23 protein-coding genes and 2 tRNA genes are annotated in these 23,089 nt (G+C 55.1%); 20 read left to right on the top strand and 5 right to left on the bottom strand.

All coding sequences use genetic code 11. The features are described 5' to 3' along the window. Window positions 1–420: hypothetical protein (locus KJY78_RS05875; protein ID WP_214337672.1), on the top strand; the 420-nt coding region annotated here is incomplete at its 5' end. A 64-nt stretch (window positions 421–484) separates the two neighbouring features. Here KJY78_RS05875 and KJY78_RS05870 read toward each other — a convergent pair. Further along, entirely contained in the window at window positions 485–1,576 is a 1,092-nt protein-coding gene (locus KJY78_RS05870) for a biliverdin-producing heme oxygenase (RefSeq protein WP_348771215.1), read from the bottom strand. Between the two features lie 201 nt (window positions 1,577–1,777). Here KJY78_RS05870 and KJY78_RS05865 point away from each other — a divergent pair, with 201 nt between their 5' ends. Both KJY78_RS05865 and KJY78_RS05860 read left to right on the top strand, forming a co-directional pair. Then, window positions 1,778–3,076: a serine hydrolase domain-containing protein gene (locus tag KJY78_RS05865; protein ID WP_214337671.1), complete on the top strand. Its 1,299-nt coding sequence runs from the start codon at window positions 1,778–1,780 to the stop codon at window positions 3,074–3,076. Window positions 3,077–3,087: 11 nt separating this feature from the next. Next, entirely contained in the window at window positions 3,088–4,053 is a 966-nt protein-coding gene (locus KJY78_RS05860; protein ID WP_214337670.1) for an exodeoxyribonuclease III, read from the top strand. A 22-nt stretch (window positions 4,054–4,075) separates the two neighbouring features. Here KJY78_RS05860 and KJY78_RS05855 read toward each other — a convergent pair whose 3' ends face one another. After that, window positions 4,076–4,381 carry a DUF4229 domain-containing protein gene (locus KJY78_RS05855; RefSeq protein WP_214337669.1) on the bottom strand — a complete coding sequence of 102 codons (306 nt, stop codon included), beginning with the start codon at window positions 4,379–4,381 and terminating at the stop codon, window positions 4,076–4,078. 73 nt (window positions 4,382–4,454) lie between these two features. On the opposite strand from KJY78_RS05855, the gene KJY78_RS05850 reads away from it, so the two are divergent. Then, window positions 4,455–4,973, top strand: coding sequence for a PLD nuclease N-terminal domain-containing protein (locus KJY78_RS05850; RefSeq protein ID WP_214337668.1), 519 nt, complete (start codon window positions 4,455–4,457; stop codon window positions 4,971–4,973). 3 nt (window positions 4,974–4,976) lie between these two features. Next, window positions 4,977–6,977 (top strand): thiamine pyrophosphate-binding protein, encoded by a 2,001-nt coding sequence (locus KJY78_RS05845; RefSeq protein ID WP_214337667.1) that lies wholly within the window; start codon window positions 4,977–4,979, stop codon window positions 6,975–6,977. Between the two features lie 63 nt (window positions 6,978–7,040). On the opposite strand, the gene KJY78_RS05840 is transcribed toward KJY78_RS05845, so the two are convergent. Then, window positions 7,041–8,297 (bottom strand): isochorismate synthase, encoded by a 1,257-nt coding sequence (locus KJY78_RS05840; RefSeq protein WP_214337666.1) that lies wholly within the window; start codon window positions 8,295–8,297, stop codon window positions 7,041–7,043. 127 nt (window positions 8,298–8,424) lie between these two features. Between KJY78_RS05840 and KJY78_RS05835 the strand changes: the two genes are divergently transcribed. Genes KJY78_RS05835 through KJY78_RS05810 form a run of 6 tightly spaced genes read left to right on the top strand, consistent with a single transcriptional unit; the run spans window position 8,425 to window position 13,906 of the window. Then, window positions 8,425–9,153: a class I SAM-dependent methyltransferase gene (locus tag KJY78_RS05835; protein ID WP_348771214.1), complete on the top strand. Its 729-nt coding sequence runs from the start codon at window positions 8,425–8,427 to the stop codon at window positions 9,151–9,153. Further along, window positions 9,150–10,205, top strand: coding sequence for a polyprenyl synthetase family protein (locus tag KJY78_RS05830; protein WP_214337665.1), 1,056 nt, complete (start codon window positions 9,150–9,152; stop codon window positions 10,203–10,205). The genes KJY78_RS05835 and KJY78_RS05830 overlap by 4 nt, the downstream gene beginning before the upstream one ends. A 10-nt stretch (window positions 10,206–10,215) precedes the next feature. After that, window positions 10,216–11,616, top strand: coding sequence for an FAD-dependent oxidoreductase (locus KJY78_RS05825; RefSeq protein ID WP_348771213.1), 1,401 nt, complete (start codon window positions 10,216–10,218; stop codon window positions 11,614–11,616). Between the two features lie 32 nt (window positions 11,617–11,648). Continuing rightward, the gene (gene pyrE, locus KJY78_RS05820; protein ID WP_214337664.1) at window positions 11,649–12,200 is read left to right on the top strand and encodes an orotate phosphoribosyltransferase; all 552 of its coding nucleotides are present in this window, start codon (window positions 11,649–11,651) and stop codon (window positions 12,198–12,200) included. A gap of 27 nt (window positions 12,201–12,227) precedes the next feature. Continuing rightward, window positions 12,228–13,046 (top strand): sulfite exporter TauE/SafE family protein, encoded by an 819-nt coding sequence (locus tag KJY78_RS05815; protein WP_214337663.1) that lies wholly within the window; start codon window positions 12,228–12,230, stop codon window positions 13,044–13,046. Between the two features lie 5 nt (window positions 13,047–13,051). Beyond that, on the top strand, window positions 13,052–13,906 hold the full coding sequence (locus KJY78_RS05810) for a tRNA pseudouridine synthase A (protein WP_214337662.1): 855 nt from the start codon (window positions 13,052–13,054) through the stop codon (window positions 13,904–13,906). A gap of 64 nt (window positions 13,907–13,970) precedes the next feature. Here KJY78_RS05810 and KJY78_RS05805 read toward each other — a convergent pair whose 3' ends face one another. Beyond that, complete coding sequence (locus tag KJY78_RS05805; protein ID WP_214337661.1) at window positions 13,971–14,771, bottom strand: HAD-IIA family hydrolase; 801 nt, start codon at window positions 14,769–14,771, stop codon at window positions 13,971–13,973. Between the two features lie 113 nt (window positions 14,772–14,884). Here KJY78_RS05805 and KJY78_RS05800 point away from each other — a divergent pair, with 113 nt between their 5' ends. From KJY78_RS05800 to KJY78_RS05780, 5 genes are all read left to right on the top strand, one after another. Beyond that, entirely contained in the window at window positions 14,885–16,555 is a 1,671-nt protein-coding gene (locus KJY78_RS05800; protein WP_214337660.1) for a phosphohexomutase domain-containing protein, read from the top strand. Window positions 16,556–16,602: 47 nt separating this feature from the next. Continuing rightward, the gene (gene pheA, locus KJY78_RS05795; protein WP_214337676.1) at window positions 16,603–17,526 is read left to right on the top strand and encodes a prephenate dehydratase; all 924 of its coding nucleotides are present in this window, start codon (window positions 16,603–16,605) and stop codon (window positions 17,524–17,526) included. A gap of 185 nt (window positions 17,527–17,711) precedes the next feature. Next, window positions 17,712–18,983 (top strand): serine--tRNA ligase, encoded by a 1,272-nt coding sequence (gene serS, locus KJY78_RS05790; RefSeq protein ID WP_214337659.1) that lies wholly within the window; start codon window positions 17,712–17,714, stop codon window positions 18,981–18,983. Between the two features lie 32 nt (window positions 18,984–19,015). Continuing rightward, on the top strand, window positions 19,016–19,852 hold the full coding sequence (locus KJY78_RS05785) for an HAD family hydrolase (RefSeq protein WP_214337658.1): 837 nt from the start codon (window positions 19,016–19,018) through the stop codon (window positions 19,850–19,852). Window positions 19,853–19,921: 69 nt separating this feature from the next. Beyond that, window positions 19,922–20,007: transfer RNA gene (locus KJY78_RS05780), tRNA-Ser, on the top strand. Window positions 20,008–20,058: 51 nt separating this feature from the next. Here KJY78_RS05780 and KJY78_RS05775 read toward each other — a convergent pair. Further along, window positions 20,059–21,267 (bottom strand): pyridoxal phosphate-dependent aminotransferase, encoded by a 1,209-nt coding sequence (locus KJY78_RS05775; RefSeq protein ID WP_214337657.1) that lies wholly within the window; start codon window positions 21,265–21,267, stop codon window positions 20,059–20,061. A gap of 52 nt (window positions 21,268–21,319) precedes the next feature. Between KJY78_RS05775 and KJY78_RS05770 the strand changes: the two genes are divergently transcribed. From KJY78_RS05770 to nusG, 4 genes are all read left to right on the top strand, one after another. Next, window positions 21,320–21,736, top strand: coding sequence for a hypothetical protein (locus tag KJY78_RS05770; RefSeq protein ID WP_214337656.1), 417 nt, complete (start codon window positions 21,320–21,322; stop codon window positions 21,734–21,736). 117 nt (window positions 21,737–21,853) lie between these two features. Continuing rightward, a tRNA-Trp gene (locus tag KJY78_RS05765) sits at window positions 21,854–21,926 on the top strand. A gap of 69 nt (window positions 21,927–21,995) precedes the next feature. Beyond that, a complete protein-coding gene (gene secE, locus KJY78_RS05760; protein ID WP_214337655.1) occupies window positions 21,996–22,259 on the top strand; it encodes a preprotein translocase subunit SecE in 264 nt (87 codons plus the stop codon). A gap of 40 nt (window positions 22,260–22,299) precedes the next feature. Further along, window positions 22,300–23,049 (top strand): transcription termination/antitermination protein NusG, encoded by a 750-nt coding sequence (gene nusG / locus KJY78_RS05755; RefSeq protein ID WP_214337654.1) that lies wholly within the window; start codon window positions 22,300–22,302, stop codon window positions 23,047–23,049. Window positions 23,050–23,089: the final 40 nt, after the last annotated feature.

Here is a 23,089-nt window from a genome sequence, read left to right as displayed (position 1 = left end):
GCAGGTGCTTTATTTTTAGGCGGCTGTTCAGGCTCGAGAGGGTTTGTTTCGTATGCTGATATAAATAAGGAGTACCAGGAATCTGTGGCAAAGCTCAACTGGCCTGCGGGATACACTCCTCCTGAGAGTTTGAGAGAAGACGAAGAGGGGGGTAGCTACCAGCGAGGATTTGGGGACACCGCTGCTTCTACAGCATATGAGTGCGCCTGGTATAAAGAGTGGCTTAAAACATATGCCACCGATGAGCAAGCCGCTAATAACGCGCTAACTCATCTGGATAAAGTGCTAGATATGGGTTATCTGAGTAAGGAGCGTGCGCATGAGAGCGTGCGTCAACAGGTCAGAAATAACTTAGAAAAAGCAAGGCTTGGTGATCCGTCAGAAATACAATCTTTCGTTACCGCTAACTGCGGAGGTTAATTGAGCGTATAAAATATCTCCGAGAACATATATTCGTGAAGATATTTTATTTACCGCAGAATCTTTAAGCGTTGGCTTTTTGAGCGGCTAGCTGGTTGAAAACCTCGGTGTTGAAATCGTAAGCTATTCCAACTTCCTGTAAGAACTTTTTGCGCTCTTGTGAGTTCAGCTCGCTACCTAAGCGGTCGAGTTGCGCCCGATACTGCTGCTTAAACTCGTTAAGGTCACCGAGCTCGGCAAACTCGTAAAACGCCACGCCGTTACTTTCTAGACCGTGTTGTGAGCGGATTCGCTTCGCAATCATTTGCCCGCCGGAAAGATCGCCGAGATAGCGGGTGTAGTGGTGAGCGACAATGCCTGCGTGCCATCCGTTGGCTGCGATTTCGCGGATTCGGGCGGCGTATGCGCTCGATGCCGGCAGTGCCTTGCAGTGCGCTTCCCAATTGGCACCGAGTAGATGTTGCAGGTCGATTTCTAGCGCTTTAATGCGCCGTAGTGCTGGGGTGTCAAAACCGGCGGTTAAAGGATTTTCTGCGAGTTTATCGCTGGCTTTTTCGAGCTCTTTGTAGAGCACATAGTGCTGCACAACCAGCGCGGTGTAATCGCTCAAGGGGGATATGCCGCGCATAATATCGGTCATAAAATCTGCGCCTTCGCTCTCGCTGTGGTGCGCCCAACTGCTTTCACGCACAACAACAGAAAACGGTTTTTCTCCCGTTTCGCTGTCGGCGGTACACAAGGGGTGCGGGTTTTTGTGCGGATTGTCACCGTGCGGATTGTCACCGTGCGGGTGTGATCCGCCGCTATTGTGTTGGTGCGGGTTGCCGCCGTCGTGTTCGTGTGATCCGCTGCCCTGCGCCTTCTCTGCGGGGGTAATGCCGAACCGCTGCTGCGCGGCGGTGCTGATTTTCACAATTTCTTCACGAATTTGTGGGCGCTCAGTGATCTCTCCACCAGCCCACGGGATTCGCAGCTCGTGCGTTCCGGCAGAGTCAGTGACCTGCCAGACACCGGCGGAGCCGTCAATATCGGTCATTTTTGCGGTAGTTGCTGCGGGAAAACCGTTAGCCTTTGCGATTATTAGACTGTCTTTTTGATGGTCATCGTTCATATGAGCGAGGACTTTGTTTATAATTTCTTTACTAAAATTTGACACGCTCTAATTTTAGTGAAGAAGGTAGGTAAAGCGCATCATCATCAGACGAAGAGCCCTGTGTGGCGCAGCTTTCCGCAGTTGTTGCGCTATGCAGATACGGCGAAGTGAGATAAACTTAAGATTCTCACACTTTTATTTATGAAATGGAGCTTTACAAAGTAAAATTGCTGTTGTTAATGCTAAACCTAGAAAGCAGAACTGGTGAGCGCTAAAAGCAAAACAATGAAAATCGGTCTGACCGTTACAACGGTTGCGCTATTTGCGTTGTCTGGTTGCGCGGGAGAATTTAACGCCGGCAAGGGCGATATAAAAACCGCGAGCGAAACCGTTGTTGCCAAAGTTGACGCGGTGGTTGAGCAGGTCATGCAGAGCACCAAATCGACCCAGGCGATTGTGGGAGTTTGGCTGCCCGATGGTAAGGCATACGCGCGCGGATACGGGGAGAATGTGAACTCGAGCACAGCGATCCGCGCCGCAGAAACCACGTCACCAATGATGTGCGCGCTGGTATTAGAGCTTGCCGCGCGGGGGGAGCTGCAGCTCGACGAGAAAATATCGCAAACCCTGGAGCACGAGAGTGACCTTGAGAATATAACCTATGCGCAGCTGTGCAATGGCACTAGCGGCATTGCCGACTACCGCGACGCGCTGCGGGAGTACACCGCTAAAAACCCGCAGCGTCCGTGGCAGATAAATGAGATACTGGCGCAGGCTCTGGCTAATTCGCCGCTGCCGCACGCGGGAGTTAACAGGTATTTAAGCGAGGCGGATAATATTTTGATCGTGAGAGCTGCAAAAATAAAAACCGCCAAGCGCACGCAGAGTTTATTAAAAGATTATATTTACGGAAAAATCGAGCTAAAAGATACTTTTTACCCGGAAATTTATAATTCAAACAATGAGCTGCCCGAAAATTCATTAAAGCCGATTGCGTATCCGGGTGGCGTTGCCGAGCCGAACTGCGATGCGGAGCCTGCGCAACTTGAGAGCGTGTCTCCTGCCTTTGTGCCGGGCGGTGCGAGCGTGACCACCGTGCACGACATTCACAGTTTCTACACGGCGCTGTTTGGTGGCAAGTTTGGCAGGGCGAAAGATTTTGAGGCGCTAAACCAGCCGGCGAGCCTTGTTAATCCGCCGCGAGATAAAGACGGCAAGGAAACTAGCGCAGTTGAGCCCGTTGCAGAGGGTGAGCTGCCGCACCGTGAAATAGTTTTAGGAGCCACTAAAGTAGGTCCGCTGCGCGGTCGCGCGGGATGGCTGCCGGGCACTATTTCTGCTGCCTACACCGATCCGGCAACCGGGTTCACAATGGTTATCGCGCTCAACAACTCGAGTGCGGGGGCGGATGCGGCGGATGCGGCTCTGCTCAAACTGGCAGCTGAGCTGGTGCCGGAATCGCAGGTTGCTGTGCCGTGGAGCGTTGATGCGGCAGATCGCGCGTTGCAGCAGAAGGCTGTTTGTGTTCCTGCCGCGGTGGAGGAAGCGGACGAGGAAGAGTAGCGTACTTGAGAATGCGCATTGCCACCTGGAACGTTAATTCTATTCGCACAAGAGCCGATAGGGTTATTGATTTTTTGCGCCGCGCCGATATTGATGTGCTTGCGATGCAGGAGATAAAGTGTCGGCCTGAGCAGTTTCCGATGGATAAGTTTGAGGCGGCGGGCTATCAAGTAGTTGCGCACGGTTTCAACCAGTGGAACGGTGTTGCTTTTGCGAGCCGGTACGAGATGAGCGAAATTACGCGCGCGTTTGCGGGGCAGCCGGGTTTTGGCGTGCCCGTTAAAGGGCAGGAGCATTGTCAGCTGACGGGCTTAAACGGGTTGCCGCAGGAAGCTCGCGCGCTCGGGGTGAGCGTTGAGGGTGTGCGCCTTTGGAGCCTGTACGTGCCCAACGGTCGCAGCCTGGATAATCCGCACTATGCGTATAAATTAGAGTGGCTTGCTAAACTGCGTGAGCACACAAAAATCTGGTTGCGGGAGAATCCTGCCGTGCCGCTGGCTTTGATGGGCGATTTTAATATTGCGCCTTGGTCGCAGGATATGGGCGATCCGTCTTTTGTTGAGGGCGTAAGCACCCACGTGTCAGAGGCTGAAAGGGCTGAATTTGCGCGTTTTACCGAGTTTTTAACCGATGTTACGCGAGCCGATAACCCGCAGGGATACACGTTTTGGGATTATCAGCAGAACAAGTTTGATCGTAATCTTGGAATGCGGATTGATTTTATTTTAGGCTCTGCCGAGTTTAGCGGCGCTGTCACCGGGTCAGAAATTGTGCGCGATGAGCGGATTTTAGAGAGCGGATCGCACCCCGAGATTAAGCCTAGCGATCATGTTCCGGTTGTGTGCGACCTGAACCTGGAGTTGCTAGAGAGCGCATGGGGTGACGATGACGCCGATATGCCGATGATTTTTAGCCTGTGCTCGGGTTCTCTAGTTTTGCTGTGTTTTATGGTTTTTTATTGCGCTTTTGGACTGTGATTTTCGGTTGTTGCGTGAGTTTTCAGTTCCCCTGATTTTGTTGGAACTCATCTTGCTCCATGACGCTGTCTTCAAATCCGCTGTCCGTTGTGTGCGAGTTACTGCGCCATTCTGCAATGCCGGCCGCGGCACGGTGGCGCAGTTTTGATAGGAAGAGCACCGAGAGGGACAGTGAAATTAAGGCAGAGCAGGCAACCGCGAAGAAAATTCCCCAGTTAAGACCTACCAGCATATGGCGCGGCAATAGCAGCAAAATTAGCGCCAGCGGAACAGCAAAAAATAATAGTCTGTAAAATGTGTAAAGAAGCCATGCTTTTTTTGCGCTCATATAATTCAGCCTAGCTCAAAGAATCCCCATTTTGCCTGAAAATCATAAGAATAAAACGGGTACAATCTTTTATATGGTGCGTTTATTTCTAATCTTGGGAGTTCTGGCGTTTGCTGTGGCGCTGTACACGGCTGTTGACGTGCTGCTTACAAATAACGCCAGAATTAAAGTTTTTCCTAAACCCGCGTGGGTTGCGCTGGCTTTAATACCGGTGATTGGTGCTGTGCTCTGGTTTTCTCTTGGCAAAGATATGAATGACGACGCGAATTCGGGAACTGGCGGATTTATGCCCTCAGGAAGAAATGGGGAGGGTGCTCTTGGGAGTGCCGCTGAAAGCCCAAAAAGGCGGTTGGAGAGCGATTCTGACGAGCGAATTCGCAGTCTTGAAGAGCGGCTGCGGCAGCTTGAGGAAGAAGAGTTTAATATGCCAGGGTTTAGTGTTAATGCCACTGGTGGCAGAGAGCCGCAGAGCCTGCCTGAAGTGGGTGATTTTAACGCGGTAGCTGCGAGCGATTCGGGTGCGGTCGGTGCTGGTGATTCTGGTGTGGCGGATGAGACAGGCGCGACAGATAATCCCGACTCAAAGGATTAGCGCTTGCACAAGCCCGTTAATGTTCCAGCGAGCGTTATCGCCGCGGCAATCGTTGAAACGCTTGTGCGTGCGGGAGTGCGTCACTTTGTTGTTTCGCCAGGATCGCGCTCGCAGGCGCTGGCGCTCGAAATTGCACGGCGAGAGCAGCGTGAGGAGCTGCGCCTGCACGTGCGAGTTGATGAGCGATCGGCGGCTTTTTTTGCGCTCGGCATTGGCAGGGCGAGTGGTGTTGCCGCAGCAGTGCTGGTGACCAGCGGCACTGCCGTTGCAAATCTCGCGCCGGCCGTTATGGAGGCGCACGCGGCAAGAGTGCCGTTGTTTTTGGTGACAGCGGATCGCCCTCCCGAGTTGCACGGTATCAGGGCGAGCCAGACGATTAAACAAAGCACTGTTTTTGCGGATTTTTTAAGGGACTGTGAAGACTATGTCGCGCCGCGAACCGTTGATTTTGCCGGTATTGATGCGGGTGCTGGTGTTGGAGTGGGTGTCGGCGCTGATGCCGCTGATACTAGTGTTGATGTTTGTGCTGATGGTGTTGAAAGTGGTGCTGGCGCGGGTGATGGCGGTGCTGGCGTGCGCAGTGGTGACGGCGAGTTGTCGCGTTTGTGCGCGCGAGTTGCGGCGCTTTACAAAAAAACCGGCGGTCAGTTTAACGGAGAAGCTGGCGGTCCGGTGCAGTTAAATGTGCGGTTGCGAGATCCGCTGTCATCAGATTTAACGGACGCGGCGCAGCGGTTCGTGCGTGAGTGCGCGAGTTACGCGGTGTGTGATGCGCAGAGCGCGGAGTTTTCCACGACGTGCACAAATGAGTGCGTGAGTGGTGCTGCGGGCGCTAGTGTTAGCCGTGATACAGGAGAAAAATGGAACGGCGCAGCAGAGGAAAGTGCAAGTTGCGAGGCGGGCATATATGGCGCGGCACTTGAATATATTTTGCACAGTGACAAACGCACCGTGATTGTTGCGGGCAGCGGCGCGGGCACGCGGGCGAGTGAATTTGCGCACAGCGCGCATTTGCCCCTGCTTGCGGAGGTTGTGAGCGGTGCACGCATTGGTACGGAGAGCATTAAGCACTACCAAGAACTTTTGGCAGATCCCGAAACAACAGAGCTAATTGAGCGCGTTGTTATTTTCGGGCATCCCACACTAACGCGCGAGGTGAATGCGCTTGCGCAAAATACGGCTATCGAGATTATCGTTGTTGATGCGCACACCTCGGAAAATTACGCGGCAAACAACGCAAGAGTTGTGCGCAGTGTAGCACTCGCGCGGGATTACGATCCGCTTGCAAATCATCGCTGGTTGGGAATGTGGATTGCAGCGGATCACGCGTTTGATGTTTCATGTGAAACAATCCACGAGCCGCAGGTGGAGCTGGTGCGCGCCAGAGGATATAAAGAGCTGAGCCAGTATGCGCGGCAGGAGCTGGCGGCGGCGCGGACGCCGATTACTCGGGATATGCTGGCGCGGGATATTTGGCAGGCTTCGTGGTCGCACGACAAACTGTTTGTGGCGGCATCTAGAATGGTGCGGCATCTTGACAGGGTGGCAGCTTCGCGCCCCGTTAGAGTGTACTCAAACCGCGGAGTTGCGGGAATTGACGGCACTGTGAGCACGGCTTTGGGAGTTGCCGCTGTGACAGAACAGCGGTCTGTTGGTGCGGCGCTTGGAATTACCAGGGTTTTACTGGGAGATCTTGCCCTGCTGCACGACGCGAACGCGCTGGCGCTAACGCCGGGGGAGGCTTTGCCAAGAGTACAGATTTTTGTTGTGAACGATTCCGGGGGAACTATTTTTGACTCACTGGAGGTTAAAAATACCGCTGCGGCGGATATTTTCGAGCGGGTTATGCGCACCCCGCAGCAGCTGGGTATTAAAAATTTAGCGGCGTCTTTTGAGTGGGACTATCGCGAAATAAAAACGCGTGGTGAGCTTGCCGCCGCGCTAATTAGCGCGCCTAAGCTGCCGCAGATAGTAGAAGTTAAAATACTGCCGGCGCAGAACTGAGCGCTTGGGTGAGTGCCTAAGCACGTGAATATCTAAATGCGTGAAGACTTGAAGCCTGAGCACCTAAGCGTTCTTTAGAGCCTGACTGATCGGAACCATTTTCACGGTGGTTTCGGCGAGCTCGGCAAAAATATCAGAGCCGGCAACTAATCCGCCGCCCGCAGTTGCGGTGATTTGTGCGCCGCCTGCCGTGCTATGCACCTGCGCGCACCGCAGCCCGAGCGCCCATTCCCCGTCGCCGTGTTGGTTGATCCAACCCACCGCGCCAGCGTAACGCGCCCGGTCAAAATCTTCAATTTCACCAATAAGCCGCACTGCCGCGGCGGTTGGTGTGCCAGCGACCGCAGCGGTTGGGTGCATCGCCGCGAGCAGATCCAGGCTGTTGTAGCACGGCTTAATTTTGGCGCGAATATTGGTTGCGCGGTGCAGTACGTTCGGCAGCTCGATTACCAGCGGATCGCGATTCCAGCTTATTTCATCAACCAGCGGAGCAAGGGCGTTAATCACGCTTTGGGTGGCAAAATCGTGCTCTTTGTTGATTCGGGGGCTTGTTTTCAAGATATCGCCAGCGGCGCTGTTTGCGAGCGGATCTTCCGGGTTAAAGCGGACGGTCCCCGCGAGCACGCGGGAAGCGAAACTGCGATCTGTGCTGCGCACAATCGTTTCGGGAGTTGCCCCGAAAAATCCGTCAATCGCGAACGTTGTGCAGTTGCGATAATTGCGCCAGAGCCACTTAAGCGGCGCTCGCAGATCCGCTCTGACCGGAAGAGCTGCGCTGGTTTGCCTGGCGAGCACAATTTTTTTAAGCTCCCCGGAGTCAATCGTTGCCAGTGCGCGCCGCGCTTTTGCGAGATAGTCGCTGGTTTCTGCCTGATTCGGGTCGTGTTGCAGGGCGACTTCTTGCCAGGGCACAAGTGGCGTGGGCTGTGGAATCAGATTGTCTGCAGAGTTTGCGCCACGCTCTGTGACGGTGGTTTTGAAATACCGCCCCTGATACTCGCCAAAAATAACCTGGGGCACAATTAAAACCGAGTTAGTTGCGCTCGCACCGGCAAAAGTTATTGCGCCGTACGAGGTGAGACCGCTGTGCGGGGCGTTCACGAAATCGTGTATTTGAGCGGCGCGCACAAGCTCTTGCCACTTGCTGTTGAGCTGGGTGATCCGCTCGTCACCGCTCGCGGTGAGCCTTACAATCTCACCAACTCCCACAGCGCTTAAATTTGCCTGCAGCCACACCAGCGGGTGCGTGCTATCTGCGTAGCAGAGCAGGTCGCGTTTGTTGCACCAGTTGCTCTTAACTATAAGCTGTTTGGCGACCAATATACTCGAAGTTTCTTCCAACTAAAATCTGTTGTCGACTAATTAAATACCGTTTGCGCGTATAAGTTTACCCGCCGCCGCTTAATTTTGCTGCAAAAATACAGTCCGGCAGAGTAGCATAGAGAGTGTGAATCGAGCTGACGCAACTACTAAAATCGGCGCAGAAGTGTCGAGTATGTTTGATTCAATTTCTGTGCGCTATGATTTAACTAATGACGTGCTTTCTTTGGGCGTGCACAGGCTATGGCGTATTGCTACGGTTAGAGCGCTTAATCCGCGCCCCGGCGAAATTGTGTTGGATCTTGCGGCGGGAACTGGTTTTTCATCGGGTGCGCTGGCAAAAACTGGCGCGCGCATTATTGGCGCTGATTTTTCTGAGGGAATGTTAAATATTGCCCGCGAAAAATATCGGGGCGTGCCAAACCTCAGTTTTGAGTGGGCGGATGCAACAGAACTGTCCTTTGCAGACGATTTTTTTGATGCCGCAACAATTTCTTTTGGGCTGCGCAATGTTAATAACGTTGGTAAAGCGCTCGCTGAAATGTATCGCGTGGTAAAGCCCGGCGGGCGCATTGTGGTGTGCGAGTTCTCGCAGCCGCACCGCCTAATTGAGCGTCCGTATGCTTTTTATAATCGTTCAGTTGCGCCGTACATAGCTTGGATTCTCAACAATAACGGTGACGCTTACGATTATCTGGCAGATTCAATCTCAATATGGCCCGCGCAGGAGCAGCTCGCGCAGGTGCTCCAAGAGGCAGGTTTTGAGCGCGTTAAATATCGCAATCTTGCGGGAGGAATTGTTGCGCTGCACCGCGGCTTTGTGCCACCAAAAAACTCTGGGGCGAGCAAAAAATGAGCGAGAAAATAAACATCACAACGGCAACTTCAGCCCTGCCAGCAAAACTGCTCCAGTCGGTGGCACACCAGCGCCATATAAAAGCACTCGAGCGCGAGCTGGCGCTGGTTGAAGCGGGGCTGCTCTCGCAGATCCGCTTTGCCTCACCAATAGCGGATGCTGCCGCAAAATACCTTGCCGCGGCAGGGGGAAAGCGGATCCGTCCGCTCCTGCTATTGCTTGTGAGCGAGCTTGGTTCCGGGCCAACCGAACAGGTGCGGCGCGTGGCGCAGGTCATTGAAATTACTCATTTAGCGTCGCTCTACCACGATGACGTGATGGATGAGGCGGTCACAAGGCGCGGGGTGCAAACCGCGCACCTTGCCTGGAGCAATTCGGTTGCTATTTTGGCCGGTGACCTGCTGTTTGCGCGCGCTTCTCGCCTGGTTGCGGATATGAGCGCAGAAGCAATTTTGCTGCAGTCAGAAACTTTTGAGCGTCTTTGCCTGGGGCAGTTGCACGAAACCGTGGGTCCGGGCACCGAAGATGACGAGCTGAGCTTTTATTTGCAGGTGCTCGCCGATAAAACCGGGTCGCTGATTTCGTGCGCGGCTCGGATGGGTGCGCTGGTGAGTGGTGCGCCGCGCGAGTTTTTGGATCCGCTAACAGCCTACGGCGAGGGCATCGGGGTTGCTTTTCAGCTTGTTGATGATGTTATCGACCTGTCGCCCGCAGCGGCAGACACGGGTAAGCGCGCGGGCACCGATTTGCGCGCCGGAGTTACAACGCTGCCGCTTTTGCTGCTGCGCAAATCTGCCGCCACAAATGCGGCTGATGCAGATCTATTGCGGCGGATCGAAACGGGCGTTGCTGCGGTTGCCGCAGGAGCTGACCCGAGCGTTATGGATAAGGAAGTCACCGAGCTGTATCGCCACGAGGTGACTGCGCAAACGGCAATGCGCGCTCACAAGGTTGCCGGTGACGCGGTGCAAGCGCTGGCGAGTTTGCCTGCCGGGCGGGTTAAAACCGCCCTTGAAAAACTCGCGAAAACAATCGTTGAGCGGGTTGGCTAGGGAGTGAGCGGTGTCTGAGCAGCAACAGCCGGTTTTGAAGGTTGCTATAATTGGCGCGGGGCCAGCTGGTATATACGCCGCCGATATTTTGCACAAGAGCGTTACTGATGCGGCGGTTACGATCGATATTTTCGAGCAGCTACCAGCCCCCTACGGGCTTGTGAGGTACGGTGTTGCGCCTGATCATCCGCGGATTAAAGCGATTATTAAAGCGCTGCGCGAGGTGCTTGACTCTGGCACGGTGCGATTTTTCGGCAATGTGTGTTACGGACAGGACATCACGCTCGCCGATTTGCGCGAGCACTATCACGCGGTTATTTTTGCAACAGGCGCGGTTAAAGACGCGGCGCTTGACATCCCCGGCATTGACGCGGCGTACTCTTTTGGGGCGGCGGCTTTTGTGAGCTGGTTTGACGGGCACCCTGACGTGCCGCGCTACTGGCCGCTTGACGCGCGATCGGTTGCCGTTATCGGTAACGGTAATGTTGCGCTCGATATTTCGCGGGTTCTCATTAAGCACGTGGCGGATATGCTGAGCACTGAGATTCCAGATAATGTGCGCGAGGTGTTCGCGCAAAACCCGATTGAAACACTGCATATTTTTGGGCGCAAAGGACCGTTGCAGGTGAAATTCACACCGCTCGAGTTGCGCGAACTGGGCGAGGTTGCGGGCGTTGATATGGTGCTTGATCCGCAGGATTTTGCGCAAACTGATGAGCATATCGAAAATTTAAAAAACACCAATAAGCAAATACTCGTTATTTCGCGTATTTTCAGCAAGTGGCTTGCCGAGCAGGCGGCGCGCGAGAGTGCTGCGCCGCGGCAGCTGGTTTTCCATTTCTGGGCAAAACCGGTTGCGGTGCTAAAAGACGAGCAGGGCAGGGTTTGCGCTTTGAAAATACAGCGCACAAAACCCGATGGCAGCGGCGGGGTTATTGACACCGATGTTTTTGAAACAGTTCCTGTGCAGGCGCTTTACCGAGCTGTTGGGTATTTCGGTTCCGCCGTGGCGGGTGTGCCGTTTGACAGCGCGCGCGGGGTGATTCCAAACACTGCGGGCAGAGTGCAGAGCAACACGGGTGAAATTATGCCGGGGGTATACGCAACCGGCTGGATCAAGCGAGGTCCGGTGGGGCTTATTGGCGCAACAAAATCTGACGCGCGCGAAACCCTGGAGTGCCTGGTGGTAGACTGGCAGCGGGGCAAACTCTGGCATCACACGGCGGATGCCGGCGATCCGCCACAAATTACGTCGCTACTGCGGGAGCGCGGTGTTGAGTACACCGATATTGAGGGATGGCATCGGCTTGATGCTGCCGAGCAGGAGCTGGGCATGAAAAACCAGCGGGAGCGGATTAAAATAGTGCCGCGCGGGCAGATGGTGCAGATCAGCCGCGCGGGTAGAAGCTAGTTTTTATAAAATATAAATAAGGGAGATAATTTATGAGCGCAAAAACAAAACTTATTGAGCTGATTAAAAGCGAGGCCGTTTTTCACGGGGATTTCACGCTCACCAGCGGCAAAAAAGCAAGCTACTACATAGACCTGCGCAAGCTCAGCCTTGACCATCGTGCCGCGCCGCTAATTGGCGAGGTTATGTGTGATTTGATCGCCGATATTGACGGGGTTGTTGCAGTTGGCGGGCTAACCATGGGTGCCGATCCCGTTGCCAGCGCGATTATGCACGAGAGCGTAAAACGCGGTGAGAATCTGAACTCTTTTGTTGTGCGCAAAGAGCCTAAAAATCACGGCAGGGGCAGGCAGGTTGAAGGTCCCGATGTGGCGGGCAAGCGAGTTGTTGTTGTTGAGGACACCTCGACAACGGGTGGTTCGCCGTTAAAAGCGATTGCGGCTCTTGAAAAGCTGGGCGCGCAGGTTGTTGCGGTAGCTGTTGTTGTGGATCGCAATGCCCCGGCCAAAGCTCGTATAGAAACTGCCGGGTACGAGTACCGCTACGCGATTGACCTGGCAGATCTGGGGCTGGACCCGCAGTAGTTTCGGTTGTTTAGGAAGGTTGTAAAAATGGTTCAAGAAGCTGCATCCGCACCCCAAAATGGTGCTATAACGCCGGCAGTAACACTGCCCAGGCTAATTTTAATTGGCGCGATCGCGGGGTTTTTTGGCGGTCTGTTTGGGCTCGGCGGCGGTGTAATTATCGTGCCGGCGCTAGTGTTTTTGTGCGGGTTTAATCAGCGGCTTGCCGCGGCGAACTCGTCTTTTGCGCTGCTGCCAACAGCGCTTGTAAGCATTATTAGCTACGCCCTGCACGGCGGGGTTGACTGGCTCGCCGGGTTGGCGTTAGCCGGTGGGGTTTTTGTTGGCTCGCGGATAGGCGCAGCATTTTTGCACCGGCTGAGTTTGCGCGCGCTCGAAATATGTTTTTTGGTGTTTTTAATTTTCGCTATTGGCACGCTCTGGACGGTTGTTCCGGCCCGGCAGGACACAATCGAAATGAACCCGCTCGTTTTTGTTCTGCTGATTTTATTTGGAATTATTCCGGGCATCGGGGTTGCGCTGCTGGGAATTGGCGGTGGTATTGTTGCAATTCCCGTGCTGATCGCGGGATTTGGTGCCAGCGATTTAATCGCTAAGGGCACCTCTATGGTAATGGTAATTGTTGGCGCTGTTAGCGCGTCGTACAAAAACGTTAAGCAAAAAACAATCGAGCTAAAAATCCCACTGATAATCGGGGTTGCGGCGGCTTTTGTGAGTCCGTTTAGTGTGCAACTGGCGGTGTTTTTAACGCCCTTGTGGAGCAATATTTTATTTTCTGTATTTTTGGGATTTATCGCGGTGCAGTATGTTTTGCGTATTCTGCGGCACGGTAAAAAAACGGCGTAGCGCGCATGCTCCGCTTAAAAATGGTGCTCAGTTACGAGGGCACTGATTTTCACGGTTGGGCTGCGCAACCCGGGCTGCGCACGGTGCAGGGCGAGGTTGAGCGCGCGCTCAACACTGTTCTGCGCCGTGGCAGCGATAACCCTGTACAGCTGACCGTTGCGGGGCGCACAGACGCGGGCGTGCACGCCCGCAGGCAGGTTGCGCACTTTGATATTGCGGCGGATGAGCTCGCCACGCTGTTAAAAAAAGGCGCTGTTACGGGGTTTGACCGGGCGGGGCGAATTAACGGGGTTTTGAAGCGGTTTAACGCGAACGATGTTGTTATTCGCGATATTGCGGTCACTGTGCCGGAATTTGACGCTCGTTTCGGAGCGCTCTGGCGGCTCTACGAGTACCGGATCTGCGCGGCCTGGGCGTACGATCCGCTCGCTGCCCGGCACACCGTAACTCTGCCTGGTGAGCCTGACTGGCAGCTGCTGCAAGAAGCGAGCCAAAGCCTGCTCGGGCTGCGCGATTTTGCGGCGTTTTGCAAGGCGCGAGAGGGCGCAACGAGCGTGCGCACGCTAACGTATTTTGAGTGGCGCGAGGTTGCGCCGGGTGTGCGCGCGGCGCGAATACAGGCGGACGCTTTCTGCCACTCGATGGCGCGCGCGCTTGTGGGCGGTGTGATTGCGGTTGCAAGCGGGCGGATTACACTGCCGCAGCTGCAAGAATTGCAGGAGCGCGCGCAGCGCACCAGCAGGTTTACTGTGATGCCTGCGCACGGGCTGAGCCTTGAGGAGATCGGGTATCCGCCAGAGTCAGAGCTGGCGGCGCGAGCTTTGCAAACTCGGGCGGTGCGCAATGCTGCGGCGACCTAACTCGCGCGGCGATTCAATTCGCGCGGCGCGCCGCAGCGCGGTGCTTAATACCGCAGTGCGTTAACTAGCGCGGTAGCAGATCCGCCACCGATCCCAGAACCTCATTGGGACGGAAGGGGTATTTCAGAATCTCGCGCTCATCCGCAATGCCCGTTTTAACGAGAATTGTGTGCAGCCCGGCTTCCATTCCCGCAACAATATCGGTGTCCATGCGGTCGCCGATCATCGCGGTGTTCTCTGAGTGCGCGCCGATTTTGTTGAGCGCAGAGCGGAACATCATCGGGTTTGGCTTGCCCACAATGTAAGGCACGCGCCCGCTCGCCTTTGTGATGAGCGCGTTAATTGCGCCGGTTGCTGGCAGCGGCCCGTCAGCGCTGGGTCCGGTTGCGTCGGGGTTGGTTGAAATAAACCGCGCACCCGCGTTAATGAAACGGATCGCCTTGGTCATCGCGTCAAAACTGTAGTTGCGCGTTTCACCAACAACAACAAAATCGGGGTTCGATTCTGTCATCACAAACCCGGCCTCGTGCAGCGCTGTTAGCAACCCCGCCTCCCCCAGCACGAATGCTGTGCCGCCGGGTGCTTGTGCCTTCAAAAATGTGGCGGTTGCTAGCGCGCTGGTCCAGATGCGGTCTTCTGGCACGGCAATGCCGCTGGCTGCGAGCCGCGCGCTGAGATCGCGTGCCGTAAAAATAGAATTATTGGTGAGCACCAGGTATTCCTGCCCGTTTTTGCGCCAGTGATCTAGCAGCTCGGCAGCTCCCGGGATCGGTTTTTGCTCGTGCACAAGCACGCCGTCCATATCTGTTAGCCAGCATTTAACACGATCACGCGCGCTGTTTTTTGAATTATTTTTTTCAGCCATTTTTACTCCTAGGTGGATTATTTCGATCGTTTTCGCCAGCGTAAAACATTTTTTGCGCCTGTGGTTACGGTTTACCCAACTTTTATTATAACTTGCGTGCCAAACTATATAATATGAGCCAAAATAAAACAGCGGACGCGCCCCTGTTGGATCTTGCACAACTGCGGCACGCATACTACGCAATCACCCCAGATCCTGAGGATGCATCACAGCGCGTCGCTTTTGGCACTGCGGGGCACCGCGGCACCGCGTTTAATGGCAGTTTTAACGAGGCGCACACACTCGCGGTTTGCGCTGCTATTGCGCAGTATCGCGCGGACTGCGGGATTACCGGCCCGCTGTTTTTAGGGGCGGATCCGCATCCGCTGTCAGAGTATGCGCTGCCGGGCGCGCTCGAGATGTTCACTCGACTGGGGGTTGCTGTGCGCGGTGCTGCGCCGGGCGAGTACGTGCCAACGCCGGTTTTAAGCCGCGCGATTATTAAGCACAATCGCGGGCTTGTCGGTGGTGCGGCGGAAAATGCGGCGAACCTGGCCGACGGTGTTTTATTAACACCGAGCCATAACCCGCCGCAGGATGGTGGCATTAAATACAATCTGCCGCACGGAGGTCCTGCGGGAACAGCGGAAACGGCTGAAATTGAGCGACTCGCTAACGAGTTTTTGCGCGAGATTAGCGCGGCGGGTGGTGCGCAGGAGTGGTTGGCTAAACCGGAGCAAAACCGGGTGTCGCGCGGCACGGTTGTTGCGTATGATTTCCTCGGTGACTATGTGCAAGATTTGGCGCAGGTTGTTGATATGCGTGCAATCAAAGACAGCAAGCTCAGGTTTGCTGCTCATCCGCTGGGGGGTGCGGCGGAAGCCTACTGGGTGGCAATTAAAAAAGCGTACGATCTTGATTTAACACTGTTAGGGTCGGGCATCGACAAAACCTGGTCGTTTATGAGCCTCGACTGGGACGGCAAAATCAGGATGGATCCGTCGTCGCCAATGGCAATGCGCACCGTTACAGAAGCGGGGCTGGATTATCCGCTAATACTTGCCAATGATGCGGATGCTGACAGGCATGGAATTGTGACCGCCGATGCTGGGCTGTTAAGTCCGAACCATTTTTTGGCCGTTTGTATTGATTATTTACTAACTCATCGCGAAGCCTGGCAGCGACCCGCGACAATTGGCAAAACTATTGTTTCATCTGCGATTATTGATAAAATCGTGGTCGCACACGAGGCGACGCTGTATGAGGTTCCTGTGGGCTTTAAGTGGTTTGCCGACGGTCTTGCAGCGCGGCAAATAGTGTTTGCGGGCGAGGAGAGCGCGGGAGCAACCCTGTTAGCACGCGATGGCGAGGTCTGGAGCACCGATAAAGACGGCATCGCGTTGTGCCTGCTCGCGGCGGAAATATACGCGGTAACGGGTCTGAGCCCGAGCCAGTACTATGCTGAGCTGGTGGCGCGCTATGGCGAGTCGGCGTATGGCAGGGTGGATATGCCGGTCACCGCTACCCAAAAAGCGGTGCTTAGAAACCTGTCTGCTGCAAATATCGGGGCAAGAGAGCTTGCCGGTGATGCGATTGTTGAGGTGCTTACTGCCGCTCCCGGTAATGGTGTGGGCATCGGGGGCGTTGTGATTCGCACAGAGCACGCCTGGGCGGCGATCCGCCCCTCCGGAACCGAAGCGGTTATGAAGGTTTATGCCGAGTCGTTTTTGGGTGACGAGCATTTGCGGCGCGTGCAAGAAGCGGCGGCGCAGATTGCGCAGAATGCTGCGGCGGGCGCGGCGTGAGCGGGTGTGATGGGAGCGGGCGTGATGTTAGCGAGAGCCGGCGCGGCGTGAGCGAATTGCGCAGCTACAGCTATCTCGGCCCGGCAGGTACTTTTACCGAGGCTGCACTAGGGCAGGTGCCCGCGGCGCAGGGGCAGGAGTGGTTGCCCGTGGCAAATGTGACGCGCGCCCTGTTGAACGTGAGCGAGCACATTAGCGATGCGGCCATGATCGCGATCGAAAACTCGATTGACGGCGGAGTTTCTGCCGCGCAGGACGCACTGGCGCAGATTTCCGGGCTGCAGATTCTGGGCGAGTATCTTGTTCCGGTACGGTTTGCGCTGGTGACGCGCCCCGGCGCCGAGCTGTCTCGGGTGCAAACGGTTGCGGCGCATCCGGTGGCTTATGCGCAGTGCCGTGCCTGGCTCGAGAGCAATTTGCCCGGTCACAGGCTTATTCCCGCAACCAGCAACGCGCAGGCGGCGGCGGATCTGCTTGCCAGCAGCGCGCAGATAGACGCGGCAATTGCGCCCCCCAATATCACTTCCCGCTTTGAAGTGCGTGTGCACAATAATAATGTGGGCAGTAATCCTGACGCGCAAACGCGATTTTGCCTGGTTGGGCGCAAACAGCCAGTGGGGGCAATTACCGGGCGTGATAAAACCTCTTTGATTGTGACCCTGCCGGAGGATCGCTCTGGCTCGTTGCTGACTCTGCTCGAGCAGTTTGCGGCGCGGGGGGTTAATTTGACGCAGATCGCGTCGCGACCCACGGGCGAGCAGATGGGCAATTACAGGTTTTTTATTGACACGGAGGGGCACATTCGTGAAGAGCGGGTGCGTCACGCGCTAATCGGACTTAAAATGCACAGCCCCGAAGTGGTTTTTCTCGGGTCTTATCCGCGAGCGGATAATATGCGCGTGAAATCAGATCCGAAATACAGCGACAGTGCTTTCTGCGAGGCAAGCGCCTGGGTCGAGGGGCTTTTGTAGGCGAGTGCGGAGCACTCTGCATTTAACTGCGCCCGCTGGGAGCTGTAGCATCGAGGCGCGCTATATGGTCGCCGCCCGCAGGCGTGTTGTGCGTGCTCAGGAGCGGTGTCGCAGATTCGCGCACGCACCGCCGCAACCCGTCTCTTCCTGAGCCTATACATAGCATTTGCCGCTAAACTCGTAGCATGATTGATTTATCCCTGTTGCGCCACGACCCTGAGATTTTAAGAGCTTCGCAGCGCGCCCGCGGTAACGATCCGCAAATTGTTGAAGATGCAATTACCGCGGATGCTCAGTGGCGGCAGGCGCAGGCAGAATACGAGAGCCTGCGCGCCAATCAGAACCTGTTTAATGCAAAAGTTAAGGCGGCCGATCCCGCCGTGCGAGCCGAGCTGATCGCGCAGGTAAAAGAACTCGCGCAGCAGGTGAAAGGCGCGCAGCAGCGGGCGGCGCAGGCGCAGCAGCGGGCGGCGCAGGCGGCAGAGCGGATCGAAAATGTTGTGCTTGCAGACGTGCCGGCTGGCGATGAAAGTAATTTTGTGACTCTGCGCACACACGGCGAAAAACCGCAGTTTAATTTTGAGATCCGCGACCATTTAGAGCTGGGCGAAATGCTCGGCGCAATAGATATGCAGCGCGGGGCTAAGGTTTCTGGCGCGCGGTTTTACTTTTTGCGCGGTGTAGGTGCCTTGCTCGAGCTTGCGATTATGAACCTGGGGCTGCAAAAAGCGCTTGCCGCGGGTTTTATCCCGGTTATCACCCCGACTCTTGTGAAGCCGGAAATTATGCACGGCACGGGTTTTCTGGGCGAGCACGCCGCCGAGGTTTATCACCTGCAGCAGCAGGATATGTACCTCACTGGCACGAGCGAGGTTGCTCTCGCTGGGTTTCACGCCGACGAAATAATTGACCTGCAGGGTGGCAGTATCCGCTATGCCGGATGGTCCACCTGCTACCGTTCTGAGGCGGGATCTCACGGCAAAGACACCCGAGGTATTATTCGGGTGCATCAGTTTAACAAGCTTGAAATGTTCGTGTACGCAACCCCTGAAAACGCCGCCGTCGAGCACGAGCAGCTCGTGCAGATGCAGGAGCAGATGTTGCAGGAGCTAGGGCTGAGCTATCGGGTTGTTGACGTTGCGGCTGGCGATCTGGGTTCTAGCGCGGCGCGCAAGTTTGACATTGAAGCGTGGATTCCAACGCAAAACACTTATCGTGAGCTGACCAGCACTAGCAACTGCACAAGCTATCAGGCGCGGCGGCTGGGCACGCGATTCCGCAACGAGAACGGCAAAACCAGTGTTGCGGCAACTGTTAACGGGACGCTTGCAACCACGCGCTGGCTCACCGCGATTCTCGAGACGCACCAGCAGGCTGACGGCAGTGTGACGGTGCCAGAAGCGCTGCGACCGTTCATGGGCGGGCTGCGCGTGCTTACCCCGACGGCTGCAAAATAAAACGACAAGAGAGCGGATTTATGACCTCCGATGTGACAGCGGTTCGAGCAGCGTGCGCGCTAATGATTGCGCTTGACCTTGACGGCACGGTTTTGCACGAGGATGAAACAATAGATGCTGATCTCGCTCAAACACTGCGTAAAATTGATGCGCTGCCACACGTTGAAATTGTTCTTGCTACGGGGCGGGCGTTTGATGCAACCCTGCCCGTTGTTGAAAAATTGGGCTTGAGCTTGCAGTGGCTTGTCTGCTGCAATGGCGCGGTAACGCTGCGCAGGAGCGAACCGAGCGGAGTTTTTGAGAAGCACCGGGTGTGCACCTTTGATCCGTCACCGATGCTGCGCCGACTGCGGGAAACACTGCCGGAGGCTAATATCGCGGTTGAGGGAGGCGACGGTGTTTTTTACTATATGCGCGAGATCCCTTTTAAAACCCTGCCAAATCGCAGAGAGCTTGTGGACTATGAACGTCTGCTCACGATCGAGGGCACGCGCGTGGTCGCGGTTTCGCACGGCTACACGCCGCAGGAGTTTTTAGATATCGCCGATGAGATGCGGCTTAATCACACTGTTTACGCCGTTGGCGAGGCTGTGTGGCTTGATGCGACCAGGGCGGATGTTGATAAATCAACGGCGCTCGAGCTGGTGCGCAGGGCGCTGCGGGTGCAAGCTGCGGGGGTTTTTGCCGCGGGCGACGGTAATAACGATCTGCAAATGATTGAGTGGGCGGCTGCGCATGGCACGGCGGTTGCGATGGGGCAGGCATCAGAGCGGATCAAAAACGCGGCAACACGGGTTACGGGCAGTGTTGCCGAGGGGGGTTTAATGCGAGCACTGCGCGAATGGGAGCCGTTGAAGCGGGTGTTATAGGGGAGTTGCGGGGTGTGCCCCGCGCAAAATAGATTGCGCGGGGAGTGTATTGCTGGTAAAATTTGACGCGGAAGGTTGTCCGAGCGGCCGAAGGAACTAGTCTTGAAAACTAGCGGGTGAAAGCCTCAAGGGTTCGAATCCCTTACCTTCCGCCAAAAATGCGGGCTGATTGTTGCTACAGTCAGCCCGCATTGGTTTACCCGGGGTTATTTAGTGCCTAGCAGTTGTTGGATTCGCTTTATTCCCTCTAGCAGCGGTTCGTCTCCGAGTGCGTAGCTAAAGCGGAGGTATCCGCTCGGTCCGAATGCTTCGCCGGGCACCGCAGCAACTTCTGCTTCGCTGAGGATGAGATCCGCCAGTTCGAGTGAGGTGTTTGCGATTTTGCCGTTGATCTCACGCCCGAGTGCTTCGCTAACATCTGCATACGCGTAAAATGCGCCGTCTGGCATGGGGCAGTTGAAGCCCTGCACCTTATTAAGCTCGGTAACAATTAGTTTGCGGCGGCGGTTGAATGCTTCGCGCATCTGGTCAATCGGCGCAACCGGCCCTGTGAGTGCCGCGATGGCAGCGCGCTGCGCGATGTTGTTAACGTTGCTGGCAAGGTGCGATTGCAGGTTGGCACAGCCTTTCATAACGTCTGCCGGACCGATAATCCAGCCGAGCCGCCAGCCTGTCATGGCGTAACTTTTTGCAACGCCGCTAACGATTAGGGTTTGTTCGGCTAGCTCTGGCACGGCTTTGACGATGCTCACAGCTGTTACGCCGCCATAGGTTAGATCCTGGTAAATTTCGTCGGTAATAACCCAGATTCCGTGCTCGTAAGCCCAGCGCCCAATGGCGGTTGTTTCTTCCGGGCTGTATACCGCGCCGGTTGGGTTTGACGGTGACACAAACACCAGCGCCTTGGTTTTTTCTGTGCGCGCGGCTTCGAGCTGCGCTACTGTGACCTTGTAGCACTGCTCGGCTCCTGCGTAAACGGGCACTGTTGTGCCGTCGGCGAGTGCGATTGCTTCCGGGTAGGTTGTCCAGAAGGGACCGGGCACAATAACTTCGTCGCCCCTGTCGCAGAGAATCTGGAAAGCCTCGTAAACGGCCTGTTTGCCGCCGTTTGTGACAATTATTTGGGAGGGCGGATACGTGATTCTGGTTGTTTCTGCGGTTTTGGCAGAAATTGCCTGCCGCAGCTCAGGCAGACCTGCGGCTGCGGTGTAGCGGAAGTTTGCGGGATCGTCGAGTGCTGCGCGTGCGGCAGCTACGATGTGTGCGGGCGTTGCAAAATCTGGTTCACCCGCGGCATAGCTAATAATTGGTCGTCCGCTGGCTTTGAGCTCTTTTGCTTTGGCATCAACCTTGAGCGTTGCTGATTCTGCAATCGCGGAGATCTTCTGCGACAATCGGGTTTTTGTAGTGTTCACACTACTAATTCTATTGATGGAAGCGTAAAAAAGATAATCTTTCTCTGCAGCTTTGAGAAATTTTCAGCTGAACTCGACCCTTGGAACGCAGTTTAACGAGAACGATTTTTACGACCGCGCCACGGCGCTGCATCCGCTTGTGGGCTTTCTGATCGCGGGAGGTCTGGGCGTTGTTTACGTGTGGCATCGGCGGCTGCAGTTTGCTAGCATACTGCACGCGGGCGCGCGCAGAGAAAACCTGCTCACAATGCTGGGGCTTGAAATATCGTGGTGGATCGCGCCTGTAATCGCGCTGGCGTTTTTATGCAGTGTTATTTTCTGCGTTGTAACTAAGCCGTTTGAGGGTGTTTATATGCTGCTGGGCTTGCGCACAATTTTGCCGGCTGTGGCGGGATTTTACTGCGGCGCGCTGCTGTATTGCGGTATGATTCGTGAGCGGCAGCTGTTTAAGCTGTTTAAGAATCGGTAGCTGAGATAATTATGGTTCGACAAATAGCGCGCGGCAGGGTAGACTTGAACGGTGACTAGATAATAGTGCCGTGTCCGCAAAGTGAGCTTGGTTTCAGTTTGATTATCTAGTGCGTTTAGGGCGGTGGCACAATTGGTAGCGCAACGGTCTCCAAAACCGTCGGTTGCAGGTTCGAGTCCTGTCCGCCCTGCTCCTCAAAGCAAAATAGTTTGAGCGATCGCATTAATTATGCGTAACAGAATTACGGAAAGGAACGTCAGTGAGTAGCAGCGAAGTGCAGTCTGCCGCTTCCATTAGCGGGCAAACTCAGAGCGGTAAGAAGCCTAATTTTGTGATGCGCATAGTGCTCTTTATTAAAGAGGTTATTGCAGAGCTTAAAAAGGTTACAACCCCGACTCGGAAGCAACTGTGGAACTATTTCCTGGTGGTGCTCGGGTTTGTGCTGATCATGATGGCGTTTGTATGGTTGCTTGACCAGGCATTTGGCTGGCTTGCTATAACCATTTTTGGTTCAGCAATATAAGCTGTAACGGTTGAACTATCGCACTTATAAGGTGGATTATATGGCAGACTCTCAAGAAGAAAACAAGACAGACGCTGTTGTAGCGGAATCTGCGGCGGATGATTCGCAGCAGGCGGCTGCTGCCGAGCAGATAGATAGCGCGGCTGCTGCCGGTGAGGCAGCTGAAGCTGCTGAGGCTGCAGCTGATCCGTATAAAGAATTCAAAAAAGAACTACGCCGGAAGCCTGGTAAGTGGTATGTTATCCACACCTATGCCGGCTACGAGCGGAAAGTAAAACAGAACCTCTGGAATCGGCGTGAAGTTATGGGCGCCGTTGATGATATCTACGAAATCCAGGTTCCTATGGAAGATGTTATGGAGGTTAAAAACGGGCAGCGCAAGATGATAACCCGCGTGCGTGTGCCGGGATATGTAATGGTGCGCATGGAACTAACTGAGGATACCTGGTCAGTTGTGCGACACACCCCGGGCGTGACCGGATTTGTTGGTAACGCTAACGATCCTGTGCCGCTGCGGCTCACCGAAGCCTTCGAAATGCTCAAGAGCACGGTTGAAATTGAGGGTGAGAACAAATCTAATGCAGCTGCGCGAGCAGCTGCGAGCGGTAACGTTGAGTTTGAGTTTAAGGTTGGCGAGACCGTCACAATCAAAGACGGTTCGTTTGAAAGCCTGCCGGGCACAATTAGCGAGATTAACGCAGCAAGCGGCAAGCTCACCGTGCTGGTTTCACTGTTTGAGCGCGAAACTCCGGTTGAGCTTGGTTTCAAACAGGTAGTTAAAATCGTTTAAGAAACGATGTTATACGGGGCGAGATTTTTATCTCGCCCCG

Origin of the sequence: Canibacter zhuwentaonis, from assembly GCF_018531145.1 — a bacterium.
Classification (GTDB): Bacteria; Actinomycetota; Actinomycetes; order Actinomycetales; family Microbacteriaceae; genus Canibacter; species Canibacter zhuwentaonis.
Note: the sequence above shows the minus strand (reverse complement) of the source record. Positions and strands in the feature narration are given on the sequence as shown.